This window comes from Actibacterium mucosum KCTC 23349 (assembly GCF_000647975.1).
In the GTDB taxonomy this organism is placed as follows: domain Bacteria; phylum Pseudomonadota; class Alphaproteobacteria; order Rhodobacterales; family Rhodobacteraceae; genus Actibacterium; species Actibacterium mucosum.
The window spans coordinates 263,027-281,836 of the sequence record NZ_JFKE01000005.1 but is presented as its reverse complement, the minus strand read 5'-3'; the positions used below and the strand labels follow the sequence as shown (position 1 = coordinate 281,836).

Here is an 18,810-nt window from a genome sequence, read left to right as displayed (position 1 = left end):
GTCTTTGGCGCGTCACAACAAGCGGATTTGCCGGGCTCGGACTAACCTTCACGTCAAGGAGGCGATGCCCAATGACCATGATCGAAAGATATGACCGCGCCGCGCCGAATTGGGGCGCAAAGCTGGCCGAGCTTGGCTATGCCGCCGCCTATCGTCGCCTGTTCGAACGTCTGCAACTGCCCCACGCAAAACGGGTGTGCGACATTGGCACCGGAACGGGTGAATTTGCACACGCATTTCTGCGTGTAAACGGGATGGCGGCCGACCTTACCCTGGTTGACCCTTCTGCCAGCATGCTGGACACCGCGCAGACTGCCCTTACCCCAATGACCCGCAACGTGGGGCGGGCTGAAACGACGCTGCAATCGCTGCCGGTAACGACAAAATACGACACCGTTTTAGCCGCCCATGTGATCGAACATTGCAATGATCCGGCAGATGCCGTTCGGCGGCTGCACGGCCTGTGCAATGAAGGTGGGCGCGCCGTTTTGGTTGTCAGCAAACCCCATATTTGCCAATGGGTTATCTGGTTGAAGTGGCGCCATAAATGGTGGCCATCTCAACACATCATTGGCCTTTGCAAGATCGCCGGTTTCACACGTGTACAGGTCATTCCCTTCGACAAAGGCGTGCCTTCACGCACCAGCCTTGCCTATCTTTGCCATACGTCCTGAAAGGTCCCCGAATGCTCGTTGCCATCGTAGATTTCCAAACCACCGCAGACAACCGCGCCGCTGCCCTGGCGTTGCTTCTGGACCATGCGCAGGCCGTGCGCGCCATGCCGGGATGCCGGACCTTCCGGCCGGTCGCCGACCCTGTCGACGACATGTTGGTGACCGTGATCCATGAATGGGCGGCCGAAAGCGGCTTTGCCGGGTACCTGTCGTCCGACAGTTTTGCTCAGCTTGGGGCCGCGTTGCGCCCGATGATGGTCGCCCCGCCCTCAAGCCGCCGATACAACGCCGCGTTGATCGAGGACGCCGCTTGACCTAGCATCGGGGCATGAGCGATCCCCTCGCCTACAGCGTCGCGCTGGACTTTCCGCCCGCCCCCCCAACCGATTTTCGGATGGACCGGCACTATTTGCTCTACGCGTCTGCTGGAGCGATGCGGTTGACGCATGAAGGGCGCAGCTGGACTTTGCCGCCCGCGCGCGCAGCGTTGATTGCCGCGCAAACGCGGATTCAAGTGACAATCACCACGGCGCTGACCTGTCGGTCGGTGCTGTTTGCACCCCGCCTGACGGACCCGCCACCGGGACCGTTGCGTGTGTTCGAGATGTCGCCGCTGGCGCGGGCCTTGGTCATGGAATGCGGGCAATGGTCAAACCCCGAAGGGACGTTGCCCACCTATGCCGAACAGATGTTCAAAGCCCTCGCCCAGGCCACGTGGAAACTGGCCGAAACGCCCAGCCCAGCGGTGATGCCAATCCCCCGCGACGCGCGGTTGGCCCAGGCGATGGATCTGACCGAAACGCAGATCGCCGGCACCCCGGTCTTCGATGACATAGCCGCGCAGGTCGCCTTGTCCCCGCGTTCACTGGCCCGGCGCTTTGCTGACGAGATGGGCATGACCTGGCGACAGACCTTGCGGCGGCTGCGTATGATCCGCGCGATCGAGGCACTGGCGGGTGATCCCAAACGCCCTGTCACGGACGTGGCCCTTTCTGTTGGCTACAGCTCGATCTCGGCCTTTAACGCGGCTTTTCGCGAGTTCACCGGGATGACACCAACCGAATACCGCGCCAGTTTCGACACCTAGGTGGCCGACACCCGCGCCTTCAGGCGTTTCAATGTATCCCGCACGATCCAGCGATGCGCGATGCCCACCGGCACCATATAGGCCCGCCCAAACGTGTTGTGGTTCTTGACCGATGCCGTCACATCCACCGTTTTGCCGTGCGTCGAAATGCTGATCATGACGTCCAGATGTTTGTCATTCGCGGTCATGACCAACACGTCCTGCGCCACATGTTCGACCAGGAAAAAGTCCATGCGATCCCCGGCCTTCACCGCGTCAAACCGCGCTCCGCTGAACCCGCCGGCCCCTTGGACACCAAACAACGACGAAATCGCATCGCGGATCCGAAACGCCACGCGCAGCCACGATGGTGGGTCGGCAATGGCCAGGTTCCACACATCCAACGGCGTGACGGCGCGCGGCAGGTTGATGGATTGCTGGTCAAAATAGTCCAGGCTGCCCATCGGGCCCAGAATATAGGCGTTGGAGTTGTTCATCGTGATCATGGGGCTGATCTAGGCAGGCCACCCGACAAAGGCAGCCCCTCTGCGACAAGATGCGCAAAAGAAAAACCCGCGGCCAAGCCACGGGTTTTCCAGGAACTTCAAAGGGCGGCGAAGATCAGTTCTTCGCGTAGAATTCAACCACCAGGTTGGGTTCCATCATCACCGGGTACGGCACGTCCGACAGGCCCGGCGTGCGGGTGAAGGTGGCGGTCATTTTCGAGTGGTCGGCCTCGATGTAATCGGGCACGTCACGCTCGGGCAGTTGCACGGCTTCCAGCAGCACGGCCAGTTGCTTGGACCGGTCACGCACCTCGATCACGTCGCCTTCCTTGACGCGGTAGGACGGGATGTTCACGCGCTGGCCGTTCACCGTAACGTGGCCGTGGTTCACGAACTGACGCGCGGCAAAGATGGTGGCCACGAACTTGGCACGGTACACAACCGCGTCCAGGCGGCGCTCCAGCAGACCGATGAGGTTTTCACCGGTGTCACCCTTCACACGCTCGGCTTCGCCATAGATGCGGCGGAACTGTTTCTCGGTCAGGTCACCATAGTAACCTTTCAGCTTCTGCTTGGCGCGCAGCTGAATGCCGAAATCCGACAGCTTGCCCTTGCGACGTTGGCCGTGCTGGCCGGGGCCGTATTCGCGGCGGTTCAGGGGGGATTTCGGACGGCCCCAGATGTTTTCACCCATCCGGCGGTCGATTTTGTACTTGGCAGACGTGCGTTTGGTCACGGCTGATCTCCTTCGTCAGAACGCTGCCATGTGGCAGCTATGAAGGGCGTTGTCCTTTGGCAAACGCATCGTGGGACGCGTGGCCTGACAGGAATCCCCTTGCGGGGGCCACCAACACCAATGAATAACCCGGCCGCGGGGGCCGGGAATGGCGGGCTTATACAGCCGCGCAGGGCAGAGTCAATGCCTCAGACCGCCCTCATGTTGCAAAACTGCCGCCTCGGATGGGCTCAGGAAACGACGCGCATGGCCGCCATAGGTTTCCGGGTCGTGCTCAACCGATGGGTAAAGCTTTAACAACAGGTCACGTTGATCCGGGTCCAGCACGTCCAGCGACGTGTCCGCCGGGTGAAAGCTTTCGGATTCCACACCATTGGCAAACAGGATTTGGTGACGCTCCAGCATCAGGTGCACATAGGTCACCTCGCGCAGCGTGTAATCCACCGCTATGGACCGGTCATTCAGCAGATCCCGGGCCGATACAAGAACCTCGGACTCGCCATACAACATCTCGGCCGACTTGCCTTGCAACAGCACGCGATGCATGGGCGAGACCAAAAGATCCCCCTCGGGCCGATACTCGCCCAGAGCACTGGCACGAATACGGATCGGGCGCATATGTGGCATCGCGTACATGCGTGCCCCGGTGATCCGGCGCCGTCCCGTCCAGCAGATTGGCTGCGGGCCGTCATCCTTGGTCAGAACCATATCGCCCTCGGACAGGTCCTGAACCTGTTTCACGCCCTCAGGTGTCGCGATACGCGTATCCGCCGCGAAACAGATGACATTGGGCTGATGCTCGTAATAGGTCTGAACCGAGCTGTTCTCGGCCAGAACGCGCACCACCCACAGATCCTGGTTCTGCGGTGGCAACTCGTCGACAAACATCAGCAGCGGGCGTCGCCCACCACCGGTTGCAATCTCGGTTGCCACGTAACTGTTTTGTCCATCGGTCAGCACGAAGCCGCTGTCGATCAACGGTTCAACCGGCTGATCATGGACCGATTGTTCTGGATTCATTGCTGCACCGACCAGCCGGTGCACCGTTTTAGCCGCACGCTTGCGCATGTCGCTTTCCTCGGCGCTGCCGTCCAGAAGCAAGAGTTCCGCCGGGCCATCCACACGTGTTGCCTCACCAAGACGCCGCCATGACGATCCCACCGTCAAAGCGTCACCTGGTGCGCCCTGCACCCCGTCCACTTCTGTAAGCGCCCAAGGAATGACAAACGTGCCGCGAAAGCCCGTTCCCATCTTTGTTTGCCTGCCTCGAATATTTTTTTATTAACGGGACGTTAACACAAGAAGCTCATGTGGCAAAGCGCCGATTCGCATAATGGGAATCAAAATTTCAGCCTGAGGTTCAAAGACCCCACAACCTGGCTGTCGTCTTGGCCTTTGAACTCTTTACCCAACCAAGTCAGGCCATAGAAAACGCCGACTTTTTCGCCCTGCCAGTTTACGCCGGCCCGCAGACGGGTCCGCGCGTTCGTCAGACTGAAACCGTCGCTTTCCCGCAACAACCGGCTGTCGGTGACCATCGCGATGTCACCACCCAGCACAACAGAATAGCCCGGGCCGGCGGTATGCGTTGCCGGGTATAGCTGGCCGGTTACGGCGTCACGAACCCAGACGTCATCACGACCAAGATCGCCAATCACAAAGTCATGCCCCAGCCGGACGAAATTCTCGACACCCACCTGTGCTTCGATAAAGGGGCGCGATTCCAACCTGTCAGAGATCGGCAGCGGCATCGTTGCCTGACCAACAAGCGTCGGGTAGATCGCATTGCCCAGTTGATTGGCCGCCGCGTTCGTCGGCAGCGGCTGATCCAGCGCTTCATGTGCGGCGCGTTGCAGGTCGTCCATGCCGGTTTGCGGGCCAACGGCAACCATGTCACCGCCAACCGAATACTCGAGCAAACCGCGCTCGAAATGCGTGTGCAGGCCGAAGGACAGGATACCGGCATATCGACGGTCACCCGCGGCGGGTGCTGTAAGGCTGGCAGGTGCGATGATCTCGCTGCGCAACCGATATTCCAAAAGCTCTCCGGCGCCGTCTGGCAGCGAACCGGTCCATTCCGGGCCGCGCACAACGCTCAGTGTGTACGATCCCGTGCGCCACCGGTCGTGGCCATCGCCCAGAAAGTCGTTGTTGAATATACGGCCAACACCCAGATGGGTGCGATCCTCGGCTGCGACAGCGCCGGGAAGAATAGCCAGTGCGACCGCCAGTTTCAGCGCCCAATTCATAAGTTACCTGCCGATTTGTTTTTTGCCTGCTTGCGCAGACTTTATAACAATGTGATTCGGGCACCAATAGGGCGGGCGCCTGAAATCAAAAAAGTTTCAAATTATCGACAGATTGCCCCTCAGCGCGTGAACATCCGCTTTCGCTCGCTGATATATTGGGCAGTAAAGTCCACAAACGCACGCACACGTGCGGAATGACGCAGGTCGTCATGCAGCAACAACCAGATAGAATAGCCCGGCTGGATCGGGATATCGGGCACCCGCACTATCCGTGGATCGGCGTCGCCGATGAATGTCGGCACCAGAACCATTCCAACCCCTTCGGCGGCGGCTTCGATCTGCATCGTGATCTCGGGTATCAAATGGCGTGGCTTGGCATTCGGGAACGGGCTGGCCTTGATCCATTTCGGGTCGGACCGAAAGTTGATCCAATGCGCGCCCGTGCCATCCCCCAGTGTCAGCGGCCCCACGCGCTGCACGTACTCCGGCGCGGCATAGACCGCCTGCACGAATTTCACCGCCCGCCGACCAACCACGTCGTCGCTGACGCGATCGGCAACGCGAATGGACACATCCGCCTCCATACGAGCCAGGTTGCTGCGCTGATTTGTGGCGATCAACCGTACATCGATATCGGGAAAAGCCTCCGAGAACCCCGCAAGGATCGGTGCAAAGAACCGGTGCGCCAGCGACGGCGAGATACTGACGCGCACAACACCGGACGGATGGCTGTCCAGACCCGAGATCTTGCGGGCGATCTGAAACGCCTGCGCCTCCATCTCTTCCGCATGTTCGACCAACGCCTCGCCCGGTTGGGTCAGCGACAATCCACCCGCTGATCGGTCGAACAGCCGCGTGCCATAGGTCTCTTCCAGCCGACTGATCGCCCGGTTGATCGTGGCATGGTTCACGCCCAACTTTTCCGACGCCCCGCGCAGACTGCCGGCGCGCATGGCCTCAAGGAAAATCCGGATACGATCCCAATCAGTGTCGTGCATCTGCCCCTCAGGTGGATAAAAAATGATCCGATCCGACAGAAATTAGCAAAATGTGCACCCAATGCGAACCAGAAATCCGGTGCGTTGAGGCACATCCTCGTGGCACGTTTGCAACGTATTCGAACAAGCCCGGTTGCCGCGATGCACCAAACCGGGTTGAATACGCGCGGGACACGCGTTGCCGTCCGGGTGATGAATGGAAAAACAAGGTTGGTAGATGGGGACGGATCACGAAGTTCAGAAGATCGTCAATGCGCTGGAAGAGGATATCGTGCTGTGGGTCATTACCCCCGGCACAAGATTGATCGAAGACCACCTGATCGAACGGTTCGAGGCCAAGCGCCATGTGGCCCGCGCTGCGCTTGCAAAGCTGTCGGAAATGGGGCTGGTCGAGCGTATTCCCAACCGCGGTTCCGTTGTCCGCAGCTATGACCCCGAAGATGTCGCCGCCCTTTACGCGTTTCGTCGCGTGATTGAACCGGCCGCAGCAGGCCAGATACCTTTGCCCGCATCGATCCTTGCACTGGAGGAGTTGAAGGCAATTCAATCCCGCCACGACAAAGCAGCCGAGGATCAGGATATGCCGGGCCTGTTCCGGGCCAACCTGCATTTCCACCGGGCCCTGTTTGCGCTTTGTCCGAATGCCTTTCTGACCGAGGCCATTGAAAAGGCAGCGATGCAAGCGCATGCCGTGCGCTTTTCGACCCTTGATGACCACAACGCCCTGTCGAAAGCCCGCGAAGAGCATCACGCGATGATCGATGCGCTGTCACAAGGCGATCACGCCACGCTGGTCACTTTGTGCGAAAGCCATCTGCAGCATTCCTATGACGCCTATTCCCGCGCAATGCGCGAACGCGAAGCCAGCTAAACCAGATGCCGTTCCTTGGCCAACAAGGCCGCCTGCGTACGGTTGCTGACACCCAGCTTGGCCATCAGGTTTTTCACATGCAGCTTTACCGTGACCTCCTGCAGCCCAAGGTTCCGGGCGATCTGCTTGTTGGTCAGGCCAAGGCACAGCTGCTCCAGCGTCTGGCGCTCGCGTTCAGACAGGCCGGCATCTTCGGCGGCTGAGTTGCCCCCGTTTGCCTGGGCGGCAAAGTCGAACGGAAAGTATTTTTCGCCTGCCAGAACAAAGCGGATCGCGTTGACCATGGACGACGCGGGCATGGACTTGGGAATGAACCCATCCGCCCCGCGCGCCATCGCGTCTGTTGCCACCTCACGCGTGGCGCTGCCGGACAGCAGCATCACTTTGATCTGTGGATGGCTGCGACGCATGCGGTCCAGCCCGTCCAGCCCATCCATACCTGGCATATTGTAATCCAACACGGCCAAATCCACGGGAATCTCGCCGCTGATCACTTTGATCCCTGCATCCAGCGAGGCCGCCGTCAGCACCGTGAATTCGTCCACCTGCCCCAAATAGGCCGCAACCGTCTCGCGCACCAGATCGTGGTCGTCTGCAATAAGAATACAAGGCATAACCGTTAACTCTTTCTTGGCTTTCCCTCTCACAATGGCGCGGAATAATTAACAATCAAACCCCGACCTACACCAAAGGATAGGTATTTTATCCCATTGCACCCAAACAGCACCTGCGTTGGGATGTAGAACGGTAATCGGACAGTGACAGTTTCGGGGAATGGCCATGAACCACCACTCATCAACAGGGTTTGCAATTGCGGGTGCGGTTTGTCTGGCAGCCTTTGCCGCATCGGCCGAAGAGGGACCTGCCTTGCAGGTGGTGTCGGCCAACCCAACTGGCACAACTCTGGAATTGTCACTGTCCGACCTCGACGCCCTGCCGCAGGTCAGCTTCGAGACATCCACGATCTGGACGGACACGGCGATCACCTTCAGCGGCGTTGCCATGGCCGAGATCATAAAGGCCGCAGGTCTGACCGGTTCCACGGTCGAGATGGTGGCCCTGAACGACTATGCCGCGACGATCCCAATGTCGGACGTGGCCGAGAGCGCGCCGATCATCGCCACGCGCATCGACGGCGCCACCCTTTCAGTGCGCGACAAGGGTCCGTTCTGGGTGGTGTTCCCGTATGACGCCGATCCCAAATACCAGACTGAAACAGTGTATTCGCAAAGCGTTTGGCAATTGTCTCGCCTGAATATCTTGGATTGACGTGGCCGACCTGTCTAAGCTGAAGCCACAGAGGCTTGCAAAGGCAGATCCCGGTATGGCGCGCTTCGGCTATTTCATCCTTGCGGCGATTGGCATTCTGTTCTTCGCACTGCTTGTGTTTGGCTCCAGCCTGGCGCGCGACTTGCGGGGGCTGGCCAGAACCGACACCGACAACATCCAGTGGACCCTTTCGCAGGTCGAGACCGAGCTGGCGCGCCTTGGTGCCGCGGTCGCCGTTGCGCGCACCGATCCGCAATCGCAACTGAACACGGTGCGGTTCCGCTCGGACATCATGCTCAGCCGCCTGTCGTTGCTGGATACCGGAAAAATTGGCGAACTGTTTGCCGGAAACGCCAAAGCCGACGATCTGCGCGGAAAAATTCAATTGTTCGGCGACCAACTGATCGACGTCCTCGATCAACCCGGCGCGCTGAACCACGCCGTGTTGCCGCAAATGGCTGCGATGGTGGACGAAACCGCCCCCCATGTGCGTCAGCTGGCCCTCTTGGGGGTTTCGGTTCAGGCCTCGCAATCCGAACAAACACGTGCCGAGTTCTCGGCCACACTGCTGCGCACGGGCGGCGCGGCGGTGGCTCTGCTGGTCGCATTGGTTGGTGTTCTGATCTGGCTGAACCAGTCGTTGCAGCACGTGCGCCGGTCCGACAGCGCCTTGCGCCTGACGACGCGCCGATTGTCGGCCACGGTTGCAGCCTCGCTCGATGCCATCGTCACGGTCGACAAGACCGGCGTTATTCGTGGCTTCAACACCGCCGCGGAAGAAATATTTGGCTGGTCCCGAAACGAGGTCATCGACAAACCCATGGCCGATGTCCTGATCCCCATGCAGTACCGCGAAGCACATGAACACGGAATGGAACGATTCTTGGCCACGGGAAAACCGGTTGTCGTAGATTCCGGCCGGATCGAACTTTCGGCCCTGCGCAAAAGCGGCGAGGAATTCCCGGTCGAGATCAACATCACTTCGGCCCGTGCTGGGGGGGAAACCATGCTGATCGCCTATATGCGCGACATCAGCCAGCGTATCATCAACGAACAGGGCCTGATCGACGCCCGCGACCGCGCACAGCAGGCCGACAAGGCGAAATCGCAATTCCTGGCCGTCATGAGCCACGAGATGCGCACCCCCCTGAACGGCATTCTCGGCGTGCTGGACCTGTTGAAAACCACGCCTCTTTCTCCGCAACAGTCACGCTATGCCCAAATCGCCACCGCGTCGGGTGAGATCCTTCTGGAACATGTGAACGAGGCCTTGGACATCACCCGCATCGAAAGCGGCGCATTGGCCATGTCACCGTCCACCTTTCAGCTGTCCAGCCTTGTGCACGAGGTTGTCGACGTGCTGGAACCTCTGGCACAGGAAAAGGGCCTGCGGTTGAGCCTCGAGATTGACCCGGCGATGAACCGGCCCTTCCGAGCCGACGCCAATCGTCTGAGGCAAATCCTGACCAACCTCGTGGGCAATGCCATCAAATTCACAGATACCGGCGCGATCGGCGTCATGGTCACGGGGGTAAACGGGCCGCAAACCACCGCGCTGAAGATCGAGGTGCAGGATACCGGGCCGGGGATTTCACCCGAAGACCACGACCTGATTTTTCAGGATTTCACGTCACTGGCAGATGGTGCCGGCCGCCAAACCCGTAGTGACGGGTTGGGTCTGTCCATCTCGCGCCGCATTGCCCGGCTGATGGATGGTGACCTTGCCGTTGACAGCACCCCGGGCCAAGGCAGCGTCTTTACCCTGTCCCTGCCGTTGCAACGCGTTGCAACCGCCCCGACCGAACCCAAATCCACCGACGAGGCGACCACGCCGGACACCGCCAGCCAAGACATCCTGATCGTCGAGGACAACGCCGTGAACCGCTCGGTCCTGCGTGACATGCTCAGCCAGCTTGGCCACAACGTATTCGAGGCCACCAATGGCCAAGAAGGCATCGAATCCTGCGCGGCGCGCCCGTTTGCGTTGGTCCTGATGGATATCAGCATGCCGGTTCTGGGCGGCATCGAGGCCACGCAGCAAATCCGCAAAGGTACCGGACCCAACGCCGAAACGCCGATTTTTGGTCTAACGGCCCATGGATCCGAGGAATACCGCGACCGCGCGCTGCACGCAGGCATGACGCAACTGTTCACCAAACCGATCCGACTACCCGTTCTGCGCGGCATCTTGGATCAGTCGTCGCCTGCTGCCACCGATAACCGTGCCAAGCCTCAAGGAGGGGTGGATTTCACAGTCCTCGCCGAGCTAAAGCAGGTGCTTGGCCATGAAAAGCTGACCCGCACCGCGGCCGATTTCTTTGCAGAGACCGCGCAATCTCTGGCAACGCTTCCGGCGGTTGATCCCTCCGAAACGCGCGAAAGACTGCACAAGATACGCGGGGCCGCCGCGCTATTGGGCCTGACCGGCGTGCTGACACATCTCGACATCCTCTCTGCCGCGACCAAGGCTGACGACAAGGATGCCACCGCAAACGCAAAATCAGCACTCACAGCGGCGCTGCAAGACGCCAAGGCGGCTCTGGCCGCCCTACCCTGAAAACTTTATCCGCACTTCGAATACCCGCAACTCATGCAGGTCATGCAGCCCTCGACCATCTGCAGGTCATACTGGCCGCAGCTGGGGCAGGCCGGCCCGCGCGGCCTTTCGCCGGCCACCATGACCTCGGCCTTCGGGTCGGTCTTCAGCCCCATCCCCTCACCCTCGATAAACCCGATCTGCACCAGATGCGTCTCGATCACCCCGCCAATCGCCGCCAGGATCGACGGCACGTATTTGCCCGCCATCCACGCCCCGCCGCGCGGATCAAACACCGCCTTCAGCTCTTCCACCACAAACGACACATCGCCGCCGCGCCGGAACACCGCGCTGATCATCCGCGTCAACGCCACGGTCCAGGCGAAATGCTCCATGTTTTTCGAGTTGATGAACACCTCGAACGGCCGCCGATGCCCGTTGATCACCACGTCGTTGATGGTGATATAGATCGCATGCTCGCTGTCGGGCCATTTCAGCTTGTAGGTGTTGCCCTCTAACGCCTGCGGCCGGTCCAAAGGCTCCGAGATATAAACGACATCCGCGCCGCTATCCGCCTCGGGCGCATTGTCCGAGCTTTCCGACACGCTCAGCACAGACCCCGTCACATCATTGGGCCGATACGTGGTGCAGCCTTTACAGCCGGTCTCGTAAGCCTCCATATAGACATCCTTGAACGCATCAAAGCTGATGTCCTCGGGGCAGTTGATGGTTTTCGAAATGCTCGAATCCACCCATTTCTGCGCTGCCGCCTGCATCTTCACATGATCCAGCGGCGCAAGGGTCTGGGCGTTGACGAAATAGTCGGGCAGGTCTGCGTCGCCAAACTTCTCGCGCCACATCTGGACGGCATAGTCGGTCACTTCTTCCTCGGTCCGGCTGCCATCCTTCTGCAACACCTTGCGGGTATAGGAATAGGCAAAGACCGGCTCGATCCCGCTGCTGACATTGCCCGCATAAAGGCTGATCGTGCCAGTTGGCGCGATCGAGGTCAGCAGCGCATTGCGTATCCCATGTTCGGCAATCGCCGCGCGCACATCTTCGTCCATGTCGCGCATATGGCCTGACGCCAGGAACTTCTCGGCATTAAATAACGGGAACGGACCTTTTTCCCGTGCAAGCTCCACCGACGCCAGATACGCGGCGCGCGCGATCCGGTGCAGCCAACGCTCGGTCTGACGCGCCGCCTCGTCCGAGCCATAGCGCAAACCAACCATCAACAACGCATCCGCCAGCCCCGTAACCCCCAGCCCGATCCGCCGCTTGGCCTGCGCCTCTTGCGCTTGCGCCTCCAGCGGGAAGCGGCTGGCATCCACCACGTTGTCCATCATCCGCACCGCGGTGGCGACCAGATCGTCCAAAGCCGCCTCGTCCAGCGCCGCCCCGGCCTCAAACGGCTGGCCCACCAGCCGCGCCAGGTTGATCGAGCCCAAAAGGCAGGCGCCATAAGGCGGCAGGGGCTGCTCGCCGCAGGGATTGGTCGCCGCGATGGTCTCGCAATAAGACAGGTTGTTCATCGCGTTGATCCGGTCGATGAAAATCACCCCCGGTTCCGCGTAATCATAGGTGGCGCGCATCATCTGGTTCCACAGATCGCGCGCCTGCACGGTTTTATAGACCTTGCCGTCAAAGATCAGATCCCAGGGGCCGTCGGCCTTCACCGCCTCCATAAACGGATCGGTGGCCAGCACCGACAGGTTGAAGTTGCGCAGCCGCGCCGGGTCCTGCTTGGCGGTGATGAAATCCTCGATATCGGGGTGATCGCAGCGCATCGTGGCCATCATCGCGCCGCGCCGGCTGCCCGCCGACATGATGGTGCGGCACATCGCGTCCCAGACATCCATAAAGCTCAGCGGGCCACTGGCATCGGCGGCCACGCCCTTCACATCCGCGCCTTTGGGACGGATGGTCGAGAAATCATAGCCGATCCCGCCGCCCTGCTGCATGGTCAGCGCGGCCTCTTTCAGCATGTCGAATATGCCGCCCATATTGTCTGGCACCGTGCCCATGACAAAACAGTTAAACAGCGTCACCGACCGCGCCGTGCCCGCGCCCGCGGTGATCCGGCCCGCGGGCAGGTATTTGAAATCCTCCAGCGCGGCAAAGAATTTCGGCTCCCACGCGGCGGGGTCCTTTTCCACCTCGGCCAGGCTGCGCGCAATGCGGTGCCACGTATCCTCAACCGAGCCGTCGATGGGCGTGCCATCCGCTTCTTTCAGACGGTACTTGATGTCCCAGATCTGTTCGGCAATGGGGGCAGCAAAGCGGGTCATGCGGGAATCCTCAGTTCGACGGGCGCATAGAATAGCCGTGCGGCGACACTACCACAAGCGTTTGAAGCTCTGACAAAAACACATACAATATCTGCCATGCCTGTGGAGGATTCTGTGGATAAGTCCGTCAATCTTGTGAAACTCTGCGTTGGGGTGGACAGCCTTGACGATCTGATTGCGTGGCGTGCGCACCGTAAAGAGGTTGAGCGGAACTATCTCTGCCGACACGTCACCCGGATGTGGCCAAAACGCGAAGCGGAGCTGCTGAATGGTGGCTCGCTCTACTGGGTTTTTCGCGGCGTGATTGGCGCCCGGCAGCGCATCTTGCGGCTGGACGAGGTGATTGGTCAGGACGGCATCCGGCGGTGTGGGATTGTCATGGACGAAGAGATCATCCGCACCCAACCTGCACCTCGGCGCCCTTTTCAGGGCTGGCGGTATTTGCCGCAGGCCGATGCGCCCGCGGATCTGGATCAACGGTCGGATGCCAGTGATCTTCCGCCCGAGCTGTCGGCGGCCTTGGCCGAAATCGGCATTCGTTGACCCAAAGGTGCGCCTTGCGGCGCAAGCCTTTGTCTCGCGCGTCGCCTTGCGGCTTTGGCGCTCGGGTGGACGTTCCGCTTCAGCCGTCCTGCCCCAATGCCGCCATCAGTGCTGTGTAGCTGCTGCGCATCTCGTCGCTCCAGTTGTCGCGGCGGCCACGGAACAGCGTGGCCTGCGATTGGTGCACCAGCCCGTCGCTGAGTATGCGCAGGTGGTTGGCGCGCAGGGTTTCCCCGGTGGATGTGATGTCGGCGATGGCCTCGGCGGTCAGGTTCTTGACCGTGCCTTCGGTTGCGCCCTGGCTGTCGACCAGTTGATAATCCGCCACGCCGGCCTCGCGCAGGAATTCGCGCACCAGCCGGTGGTACTTCGTGGCAATCCGCAGGCGGAAACCATGTTCGCGGCGGAAGGCGGCTGCGACAGCGTCCAGATCGTCCAGCCCGTCCACATCCACCCAGAAATCCGGCACCGCGATCACCAGATCGGCATGGCCGAACCCCATTGGCGCCAGTTCGCGCACGTGATCCTGCCAGTCGGCGATGCGTTCGCGCACCATATCGGTGCCGGTCACACCCATATGGATGCGGCCCGCTGCCAGTTCGCGCGGGATCTCGCCCGCCGACAGCAGCACCAGATCGACACCATCGACCCCGTCCACCGCGCCGGCATATTCGCGATCCGACCCGGTGCGCCGCAGTGCCACGCCGCGGTCTGCAAACCACGCAAAGGTCTTGTCCATCAGCCGCCCCTTGGACGGCACGCCCAGCTTCAGGCTCATGTCGCGCCCTCCGTCACCGCCAGCATCAGCGCCGGGCGGATCACGCCGCCCACCGCCGGGCATTCGGCCCCCTGGCCCAGCTCGCGCGTCAGCGCATCGAACCGACCACCGGTGGCGATCGGCGGCAGGTCGGGGTGCCCCTCGGCGTAAAAGCCGAACACGAACCCGTCGTAATATTCCATGTTGGTGCGGCCATAGGTGACCTCGAAATCGAGGCGCGCCATGTCGATGCCGCGCGCGGCCAGCGCCTCCATCCGGCGTTCGACGCGGGCCACGGCCTCGGCCAGGCTGGGCAGGTCCACTGCCGCGTCGCGCAGATGTTCCAGCGCGTTTTCCGAGGTTTCGCGCAGGTCGAGGATATGGTCCAGCACCTCGGCCTGGGCGGCCGGGATCGGCGGGGCGGCCATGTCGTGACGCAGCACCGCAACGCGGCTTTCAACCTCGGCCACGCTGCGCAGGCCGATGGCCGGCGCGCGTTGTTCCATAAGCGTAGCCAGCCCCTGCGCGTCCACCTGCCGTACCAGTTCGGCGCGCGCCTCGGGCTGCGGCACACGGCCGGCAAACCGGTCAAACATGGCGCGGAACCGGCGCGGTCGCCAGATATGGCGCATCAGCGCGGCTTTGCGGCGATCGGTCGTCGACAGCCCCTGCACCGCGGCGCGCAGGATGCCGATATCGCCGGTGGCCGCCCGCAGACCCAAGGGCGCCAGCATCTCGGTAAAGAGCGCAAAGACCTCGGCATCGGCTTCGGCCGGATCCCCCTTGTCAAAGATTTCAAACCCCGCCTGCAGGTATTCTGCCGGCCGGCCAACCTCGTGTTCCTGCTTGCGAAACACCTCGCCCATATAGGCATAGCGCGCCGGGGCCTCGCCACCGTCCATATGCATCCGCACCACGGGCACGGTGAAATCGGGGCGCAGCATCATTTCGCCACGCAGCGGATCGGCGGTCACGAAGGCGCGCGCCCGCATGTCCTCGCCATAAAGGTCCAGCAGAATGTCGGCCGGTTGCAGGATGTCGGCCTCGACCACCTCGGCGCCGGCCATCTGAAACCGCGCCAGCAGCGCCTGCGCCTGAGTGCGAATGTCGGCTTTTGATGCCATCTTATTGACCATCCAGCATTTTCTGAACCTCGACCACCAACGCGTCGCGCGGCACCTCGATCTGGCTGGGGCGGTCTTTCCATTCCTCCAGCGTCGCGGTTTCGGCGATCTTGGCGCCCAGGATCAGGTCTTTCAGCTGCACCATGCCTCGTTCGGCCTCATCCCCGCCCTGAATGATGGCGATGGGGGAATTGCGCTTGTCGGCATATTTCATCTGGTTGCCGAAGTTCTTGGGGTTGCCCAGATACATCTCGGCCCGGATGCCGGCGGCGCGCAGCTCGCCCACCATCGACTGGTAATCGGCCAGCCGGTCGCGATCCATCACGGTCACCACCACCGGGCCCGCCATCGCACCGCCCGCACGGCCCTTGGCGCGCAGCGCGGCCAGCAACCGGTCCACCCCGATCGACACGCCTGTCGCGGGCACGGCCTGCCCGGTGAAGCGTTTGACCAGATCGTCATAGCGCCCACCACCGGCGACCGAGCCGAATTGACGCGGGCGGCCCTTTTCGTCGGTGATCTCAAAGGTCAGCTCGGCCTCGAATACCGGGCCGGTGTAATAGCCCAGGCCCCGCACGACCGAGGGGTCGATCTCGATCCGGTCCGGCCCATACCCCTGCGCGGCCAGCAGGGCGGCGATATCCTCCAGCTCCTGCACGCCATCCAAGCCCACCTTGGTGTCGCCCACCGCGGCGCGCAGATTGGCCAGCGTTTCGGCCGCATCTGCGCCTTTCGACGTCAGGAACGCCACCACCGGGTCCGCCTGTTCGGCGGCCAGCCCCACACCGTCGATATACGCGCCCGAGGCGTCCAGCCGCCCCTTGCCCAACAGCTCGCGCACCCCGGCCTCGCCGACCTTGTCGAACTTGTCGATGGTGCGCAGAACCGCGTCGCGGGTGGCGTCATCGGCCAGACCCATCGATTCCAGAACGCCGTTCAGAACCTTGCGGTTATTGACCCGCACGATGTAGTCGCCGCGCGGAATGCCCACGGCCTCCAGCGTGTCGGAAAGCAGCGCGCAGATCTCGGCATCCGAGGCAACCGAGGCACTGCCCACCGTGTCCGCATCACATTGATAAAACTGGCGAAACCGCCCCGGCCCCGGCTTTTCGTTGCGCCAGACGGGCCCCATTGCATAGCGGCGATAAGGCGACGGCAGGTCATTGCGAAACTGCGCCGCCACGCGGGCCAAAGGCGCCGTCATGTCGTATCGCAGCGCCAGCCAGTCGCCGTCATCTTCCTCCTGCCACGCAAACACACCCTCGTTCGGGCGGTCCACATCGGGCAGGAACTTGCCCAACGCCTGAACCGTCTCAACGGCCGAAGTTTCCAGCGGGTCAAAGCCATAGCGATGATAGACGCTGGCGATCTTATCCAGCATCTCTTTGCGTTCGGTCACGTCTGCGCCGAAATAGTCGCGAAACCCTTTGGGCGTTTCCGCCTTGGGGCGCGGGGTTTTCTTTACCTTGGCCATCGCTTGATTGTCCTGCGTTCAGGGGTCGCGGGCGGCATAACGGATGGCGCGCGTGGGGGCAAGGTGCGGGTCACGTCACAGTGGCAGGCGGGTGGTCGATTTCAGCTGTTTTAACGAGAAACTGGATTGCACCGATTGCACATGTTTGTTGCGCAGCAGCACATGGGTCATGAACCGCTCATAGGCCGCCACATCATGCACCCGGATTTTCAGGATGTAATCGGCCGCGCCCGAAATGGCGTGACACTCCAAAATCTCGGGATGGGCGCGGATGACGTTGGCGAAATCGTCCACAGCCGCCTCGGCATGATCATGCAACGAGACCGAGGCGAAGACGCACAGCTCTGCCCCCACCTTCGCCGGGTCCAACAACGCCACGCGCCCTGTGATCACCCCCGCGGCCTCCAGATCGTTCAGCCGCCGCCACAGGGTGGATTGCGCCATATCCAGCCGCTCGGCCAAGGCCGCGAGCGACACCGAGGCGTCGCCCTGAATTTCCCGCAATACGTGGCGATCTTGATCAGATAATTTCATTGAATGTCAGTATTTGGCAAATTCATCCAAAATTCCAGCCCTTTCCAGACCTCAGCGAAACATCCTGCCACGCCATCCGTGGCATCCTATGGGGATAGGAGGCACACATGAGCTACACATCGAAACTGCCCGGCCCCGACGGCCGGTTCGACTATACGGCCGAGGAACACGACATCTGGGGCACGCTTTACGACCGCCAGATGGCTTATCTGCCGGGCCGCGTGGTGCCGGAATACCTGCATGGCGTGCAGGCGCTTGGCCTGACCCGCACGCATGTGCCGCAGATCGTCGATATCGACGCGCGGCTGGCCGACCTGACCGGCGCCGGTGTGCAGGGCGTGCCCGCCATCATTCCCCCGTCGCAGTTCTTTGCCCTGCTGGCGCAGCGTAAATTCCCCGTCGCCACATTCCTGCGGCGGCGCGAGGATATCGACTATATCGAAGAACCCGACATCTTTCACGAGGTGTTCGGGCACTGCCCGCTGCTGACCAACCCGGCCTATTGCGATTTCATCGAACGGTTCGGGCATATCGCGCAGCGGCTGGGCAAAGCCTATTCGTGGCGGCTGTTCCGGCTGTTCTGGTTCACGGTAGAGTTCGGGATGATGCAGACCCCCGACGGGCTGCGCGCCTATGGGGCCGGGATCGTGTCGTCCCCGTCCGAGGCGCAGCACGCCACCGAAGGCGGGGCCGAGATGCTGCCCTTTGACCTGATGACCATATTTCGCACGCCTTATCGCATCGACATCCTGCAACCGGCCTATTTCGTCATTGACGGTTTCGATCAGCTGGTCGCGGCGTTGGACGCCGACATTGCCGGCATGATCGACCGCGCCAAAGCAATGGGCGACCTGCCGCCGCGTTTTGACAGCGCCGCCTGAGGCGCGTAGACGAGGGGCATGGACCAGATCACCAAATTGGAAGAGCGTATCGCACATCTGCAGGCCACATTGGACGACCTTTCAGACGTGGTGACGCGCCAGGCGAACGACATTGACCATCTGACCCGGCGCGTCCGAATGCTGCTCGAACGTGAGGCCGAGCGCGAAGCCGCAGATGGAACCGGCTTCGCGCTCGCCGACCGGCCCCCACCGCATTATTAGGGGCCGGCCGATCTTGTTGTGGTTGAGCAAAGCTCAGACCACGGTGGCGGTAACGGCCCAAAGGGCCATCAACGACACG

At 61.5% G+C, this 18,810-nt stretch carries 20 protein-coding genes; 9 read left to right on the top strand and 11 right to left on the bottom strand.

Annotation, left to right across the window (positions count from 1 at the left end; all coding sequences use genetic code 11):
• Window positions 1-71: 71 nt before the first annotated feature.
• From ACMU_RS13290 to ACMU_RS19930, 3 genes are read left to right on the top strand one after another with little or no spacing between them, the layout of a single operon-like run.
• Window positions 72-674: a class I SAM-dependent methyltransferase gene (locus tag ACMU_RS13290; protein ID WP_051588334.1), complete on the top strand. Its 603-nt coding sequence runs from the start codon at window positions 72-74 to the stop codon at window positions 672-674.
• Window positions 675-685: 11 nt separating this feature from the next.
• Window positions 686-988, top strand: coding sequence for a putative quinol monooxygenase (locus tag ACMU_RS13285; RefSeq protein WP_035260324.1), 303 nt, complete (start codon window positions 686-688; stop codon window positions 986-988).
• A gap of 14 nt (window positions 989-1,002) precedes the next feature.
• Entirely contained in the window at window positions 1,003-1,761 is a 759-nt protein-coding gene (locus ACMU_RS19930; RefSeq protein ID WP_035260322.1) for an AraC family transcriptional regulator, read from the top strand.
• Here ACMU_RS19930 and ACMU_RS13275 read toward each other — a convergent pair.
• From ACMU_RS13275 to ACMU_RS13255, 5 genes are all read right to left on the bottom strand, one after another.
• Entirely contained in the window at window positions 1,758-2,246 is a 489-nt protein-coding gene (locus tag ACMU_RS13275; RefSeq protein ID WP_035260320.1) for a DUF2867 domain-containing protein, read from the bottom strand. The genes ACMU_RS19930 and ACMU_RS13275 overlap by 4 nt on opposite strands.
• A 115-nt stretch (window positions 2,247-2,361) precedes the next feature.
• Window positions 2,362-2,982, bottom strand: coding sequence for a 30S ribosomal protein S4 (gene rpsD / locus ACMU_RS13270; RefSeq protein WP_035260318.1), 621 nt, complete (start codon window positions 2,980-2,982; stop codon window positions 2,362-2,364).
• Window positions 2,983-3,162: 180 nt separating this feature from the next.
• Complete coding sequence (locus ACMU_RS13265; RefSeq protein WP_035260315.1) at window positions 3,163-4,233, bottom strand: Hint domain-containing protein; 1,071 nt, start codon at window positions 4,231-4,233, stop codon at window positions 3,163-3,165.
• 89 nt (window positions 4,234-4,322) lie between these two features.
• Window positions 4,323-5,231, bottom strand: a complete 909-nt coding sequence (locus ACMU_RS13260) for a lipid A-modifier LpxR family protein (protein WP_035260313.1) — start codon at window positions 5,229-5,231, stop codon at window positions 4,323-4,325.
• A gap of 119 nt (window positions 5,232-5,350) precedes the next feature.
• A complete protein-coding gene (locus tag ACMU_RS13255; RefSeq protein ID WP_035260312.1) occupies window positions 5,351-6,229 on the bottom strand; it encodes a LysR family transcriptional regulator in 879 nt (292 codons plus the stop codon).
• Between the two features lie 217 nt (window positions 6,230-6,446).
• Here ACMU_RS13255 and ACMU_RS13250 point away from each other — a divergent pair, with 217 nt between their 5' ends.
• Complete coding sequence (locus tag ACMU_RS13250) at window positions 6,447-7,100, top strand: GntR family transcriptional regulator (RefSeq protein WP_035260309.1); 654 nt, start codon at window positions 6,447-6,449, stop codon at window positions 7,098-7,100.
• Here ACMU_RS13250 and ACMU_RS13245 read toward each other — a convergent pair.
• Entirely contained in the window at window positions 7,097-7,714 is a 618-nt protein-coding gene (locus ACMU_RS13245) for a response regulator (RefSeq protein ID WP_035260308.1), read from the bottom strand. The genes ACMU_RS13250 and ACMU_RS13245 overlap by 4 nt on opposite strands.
• 166 nt (window positions 7,715-7,880) lie before the next feature.
• Here ACMU_RS13245 and ACMU_RS13240 point away from each other — a divergent pair, with 166 nt between their 5' ends.
• Together ACMU_RS13240 and ACMU_RS13235 are read left to right on the top strand one after the other, a co-directional pair.
• Entirely contained in the window at window positions 7,881-8,369 is a 489-nt protein-coding gene (locus ACMU_RS13240; RefSeq protein ID WP_035260659.1) for a molybdopterin-dependent oxidoreductase, read from the top strand.
• A 1-nt stretch (window position 8,370) separates the two neighbouring features.
• Window positions 8,371-10,926, top strand: coding sequence for a hybrid sensor histidine kinase/response regulator (locus ACMU_RS13235; protein WP_152544616.1), 2,556 nt, complete (start codon window positions 8,371-8,373; stop codon window positions 10,924-10,926).
• A 5-nt stretch (window positions 10,927-10,931) separates the two neighbouring features.
• On the opposite strand, the gene ACMU_RS13230 is transcribed toward ACMU_RS13235, so the two are convergent.
• On the bottom strand, window positions 10,932-13,196 hold the full coding sequence (locus tag ACMU_RS13230) for an adenosylcobalamin-dependent ribonucleoside-diphosphate reductase (protein WP_035260303.1): 2,265 nt from the start codon (window positions 13,194-13,196) through the stop codon (window positions 10,932-10,934).
• A 114-nt stretch (window positions 13,197-13,310) separates the two neighbouring features.
• Here ACMU_RS13230 and ACMU_RS13225 point away from each other — a divergent pair, with 114 nt between their 5' ends.
• Window positions 13,311-13,739 carry a DUF1489 family protein gene (locus ACMU_RS13225; RefSeq protein ID WP_152544615.1) on the top strand — a complete coding sequence of 143 codons (429 nt, stop codon included), beginning with the start codon at window positions 13,311-13,313 and terminating at the stop codon, window positions 13,737-13,739.
• Between the two features lie 79 nt (window positions 13,740-13,818).
• Here ACMU_RS13225 and hisG read toward each other — a convergent pair whose 3' ends face one another.
• The 4 genes from hisG to ACMU_RS13205 form a co-directional block, all read right to left on the bottom strand.
• Window positions 13,819-14,517: an ATP phosphoribosyltransferase gene (gene hisG / locus ACMU_RS13220; protein ID WP_035260297.1), complete on the bottom strand. Its 699-nt coding sequence runs from the start codon at window positions 14,515-14,517 to the stop codon at window positions 13,819-13,821.
• Complete coding sequence (locus tag ACMU_RS13215; RefSeq protein ID WP_035260296.1) at window positions 14,514-15,620, bottom strand: ATP phosphoribosyltransferase regulatory subunit; 1,107 nt, start codon at window positions 15,618-15,620, stop codon at window positions 14,514-14,516. The genes hisG and ACMU_RS13215 overlap by 4 nt, the downstream gene beginning before the upstream one ends.
• A 1-nt stretch (window position 15,621) precedes the next feature.
• Entirely contained in the window at window positions 15,622-17,094 is a 1,473-nt protein-coding gene (gene hisS / locus ACMU_RS13210) for a histidine--tRNA ligase (RefSeq protein ID WP_035260295.1), read from the bottom strand.
• A 75-nt stretch (window positions 17,095-17,169) separates the two neighbouring features.
• Entirely contained in the window at window positions 17,170-17,628 is a 459-nt protein-coding gene (locus ACMU_RS13205) for an Lrp/AsnC family transcriptional regulator (protein WP_035260293.1), read from the bottom strand.
• Between the two features lie 107 nt (window positions 17,629-17,735).
• Here ACMU_RS13205 and ACMU_RS13200 point away from each other — a divergent pair, with 107 nt between their 5' ends.
• On the top strand, window positions 17,736-18,509 hold the full coding sequence (locus tag ACMU_RS13200) for a phenylalanine 4-monooxygenase (protein ID WP_035260291.1): 774 nt from the start codon (window positions 17,736-17,738) through the stop codon (window positions 18,507-18,509).
• A gap of 18 nt (window positions 18,510-18,527) precedes the next feature.
• Window positions 18,528-18,731: a SlyX family protein gene (locus tag ACMU_RS13195; protein ID WP_407636996.1), complete on the top strand. Its 204-nt coding sequence runs from the start codon at window positions 18,528-18,530 to the stop codon at window positions 18,729-18,731.
• The last annotated feature ends 79 nt before the right edge of the window (window positions 18,732-18,810 follow it).

Coding starts and splice junctions, on each gene's coding strand:
- ACMU_RS13290 (WP_051588334.1), top strand. CDS start 72: ATGACCATGATCGAAAGATATGACCGCGCCGCGCCGAATTGGGGCGCA.
- ACMU_RS13285 (WP_035260324.1), top strand. CDS start 686: ATGCTCGTTGCCATCGTAGATTTCCAAACCACCGCAGACAACCGCGCC.
- ACMU_RS19930 (WP_035260322.1), top strand. CDS start 1,003: ATGAGCGATCCCCTCGCCTACAGCGTCGCGCTGGACTTTCCGCCCGCC.
- ACMU_RS13275 (WP_035260320.1), bottom strand. CDS start 2,246: ATGATCACGATGAACAACTCCAACGCCTATATTCTGGGCCCGATGGGC.
- ACMU_RS13265 (WP_035260315.1), bottom strand. CDS start 4,233: ATGGGAACGGGCTTTCGCGGCACGTTTGTCATTCCTTGGGCGCTTACA.
- ACMU_RS13260 (WP_035260313.1), bottom strand. CDS start 5,231: ATGAATTGGGCGCTGAAACTGGCGGTCGCACTGGCTATTCTTCCCGGC.
- ACMU_RS13255 (WP_035260312.1), bottom strand. CDS start 6,229: ATGCACGACACTGATTGGGATCGTATCCGGATTTTCCTTGAGGCCATG.
- ACMU_RS13250 (WP_035260309.1), top strand. CDS start 6,447: ATGGGGACGGATCACGAAGTTCAGAAGATCGTCAATGCGCTGGAAGAG.
- ACMU_RS13245 (WP_035260308.1), bottom strand. CDS start 7,714: ATGCCTTGTATTCTTATTGCAGACGACCACGATCTGGTGCGCGAGACG.
- ACMU_RS13240 (WP_035260659.1), top strand. CDS start 7,881: ATGAACCACCACTCATCAACAGGGTTTGCAATTGCGGGTGCGGTTTGT.
- ACMU_RS13230 (WP_035260303.1), bottom strand. CDS start 13,196: ATGACCCGCTTTGCTGCCCCCATTGCCGAACAGATCTGGGACATCAAG.
- hisG (WP_035260297.1), bottom strand. CDS start 14,517: ATGAGCCTGAAGCTGGGCGTGCCGTCCAAGGGGCGGCTGATGGACAAG.
- ACMU_RS13215 (WP_035260296.1), bottom strand. CDS start 15,620: ATGGCATCAAAAGCCGACATTCGCACTCAGGCGCAGGCGCTGCTGGCG.
- hisS (WP_035260295.1), bottom strand. CDS start 17,094: ATGGCCAAGGTAAAGAAAACCCCGCGCCCCAAGGCGGAAACGCCCAAA.
- ACMU_RS13205 (WP_035260293.1), bottom strand. CDS start 17,628: ATGAAATTATCTGATCAAGATCGCCACGTATTGCGGGAAATTCAGGGC.
- ACMU_RS13200 (WP_035260291.1), top strand. CDS start 17,736: ATGAGCTACACATCGAAACTGCCCGGCCCCGACGGCCGGTTCGACTAT.
- ACMU_RS13195 (WP_407636996.1), top strand. CDS start 18,528: ATGGACCAGATCACCAAATTGGAAGAGCGTATCGCACATCTGCAGGCC.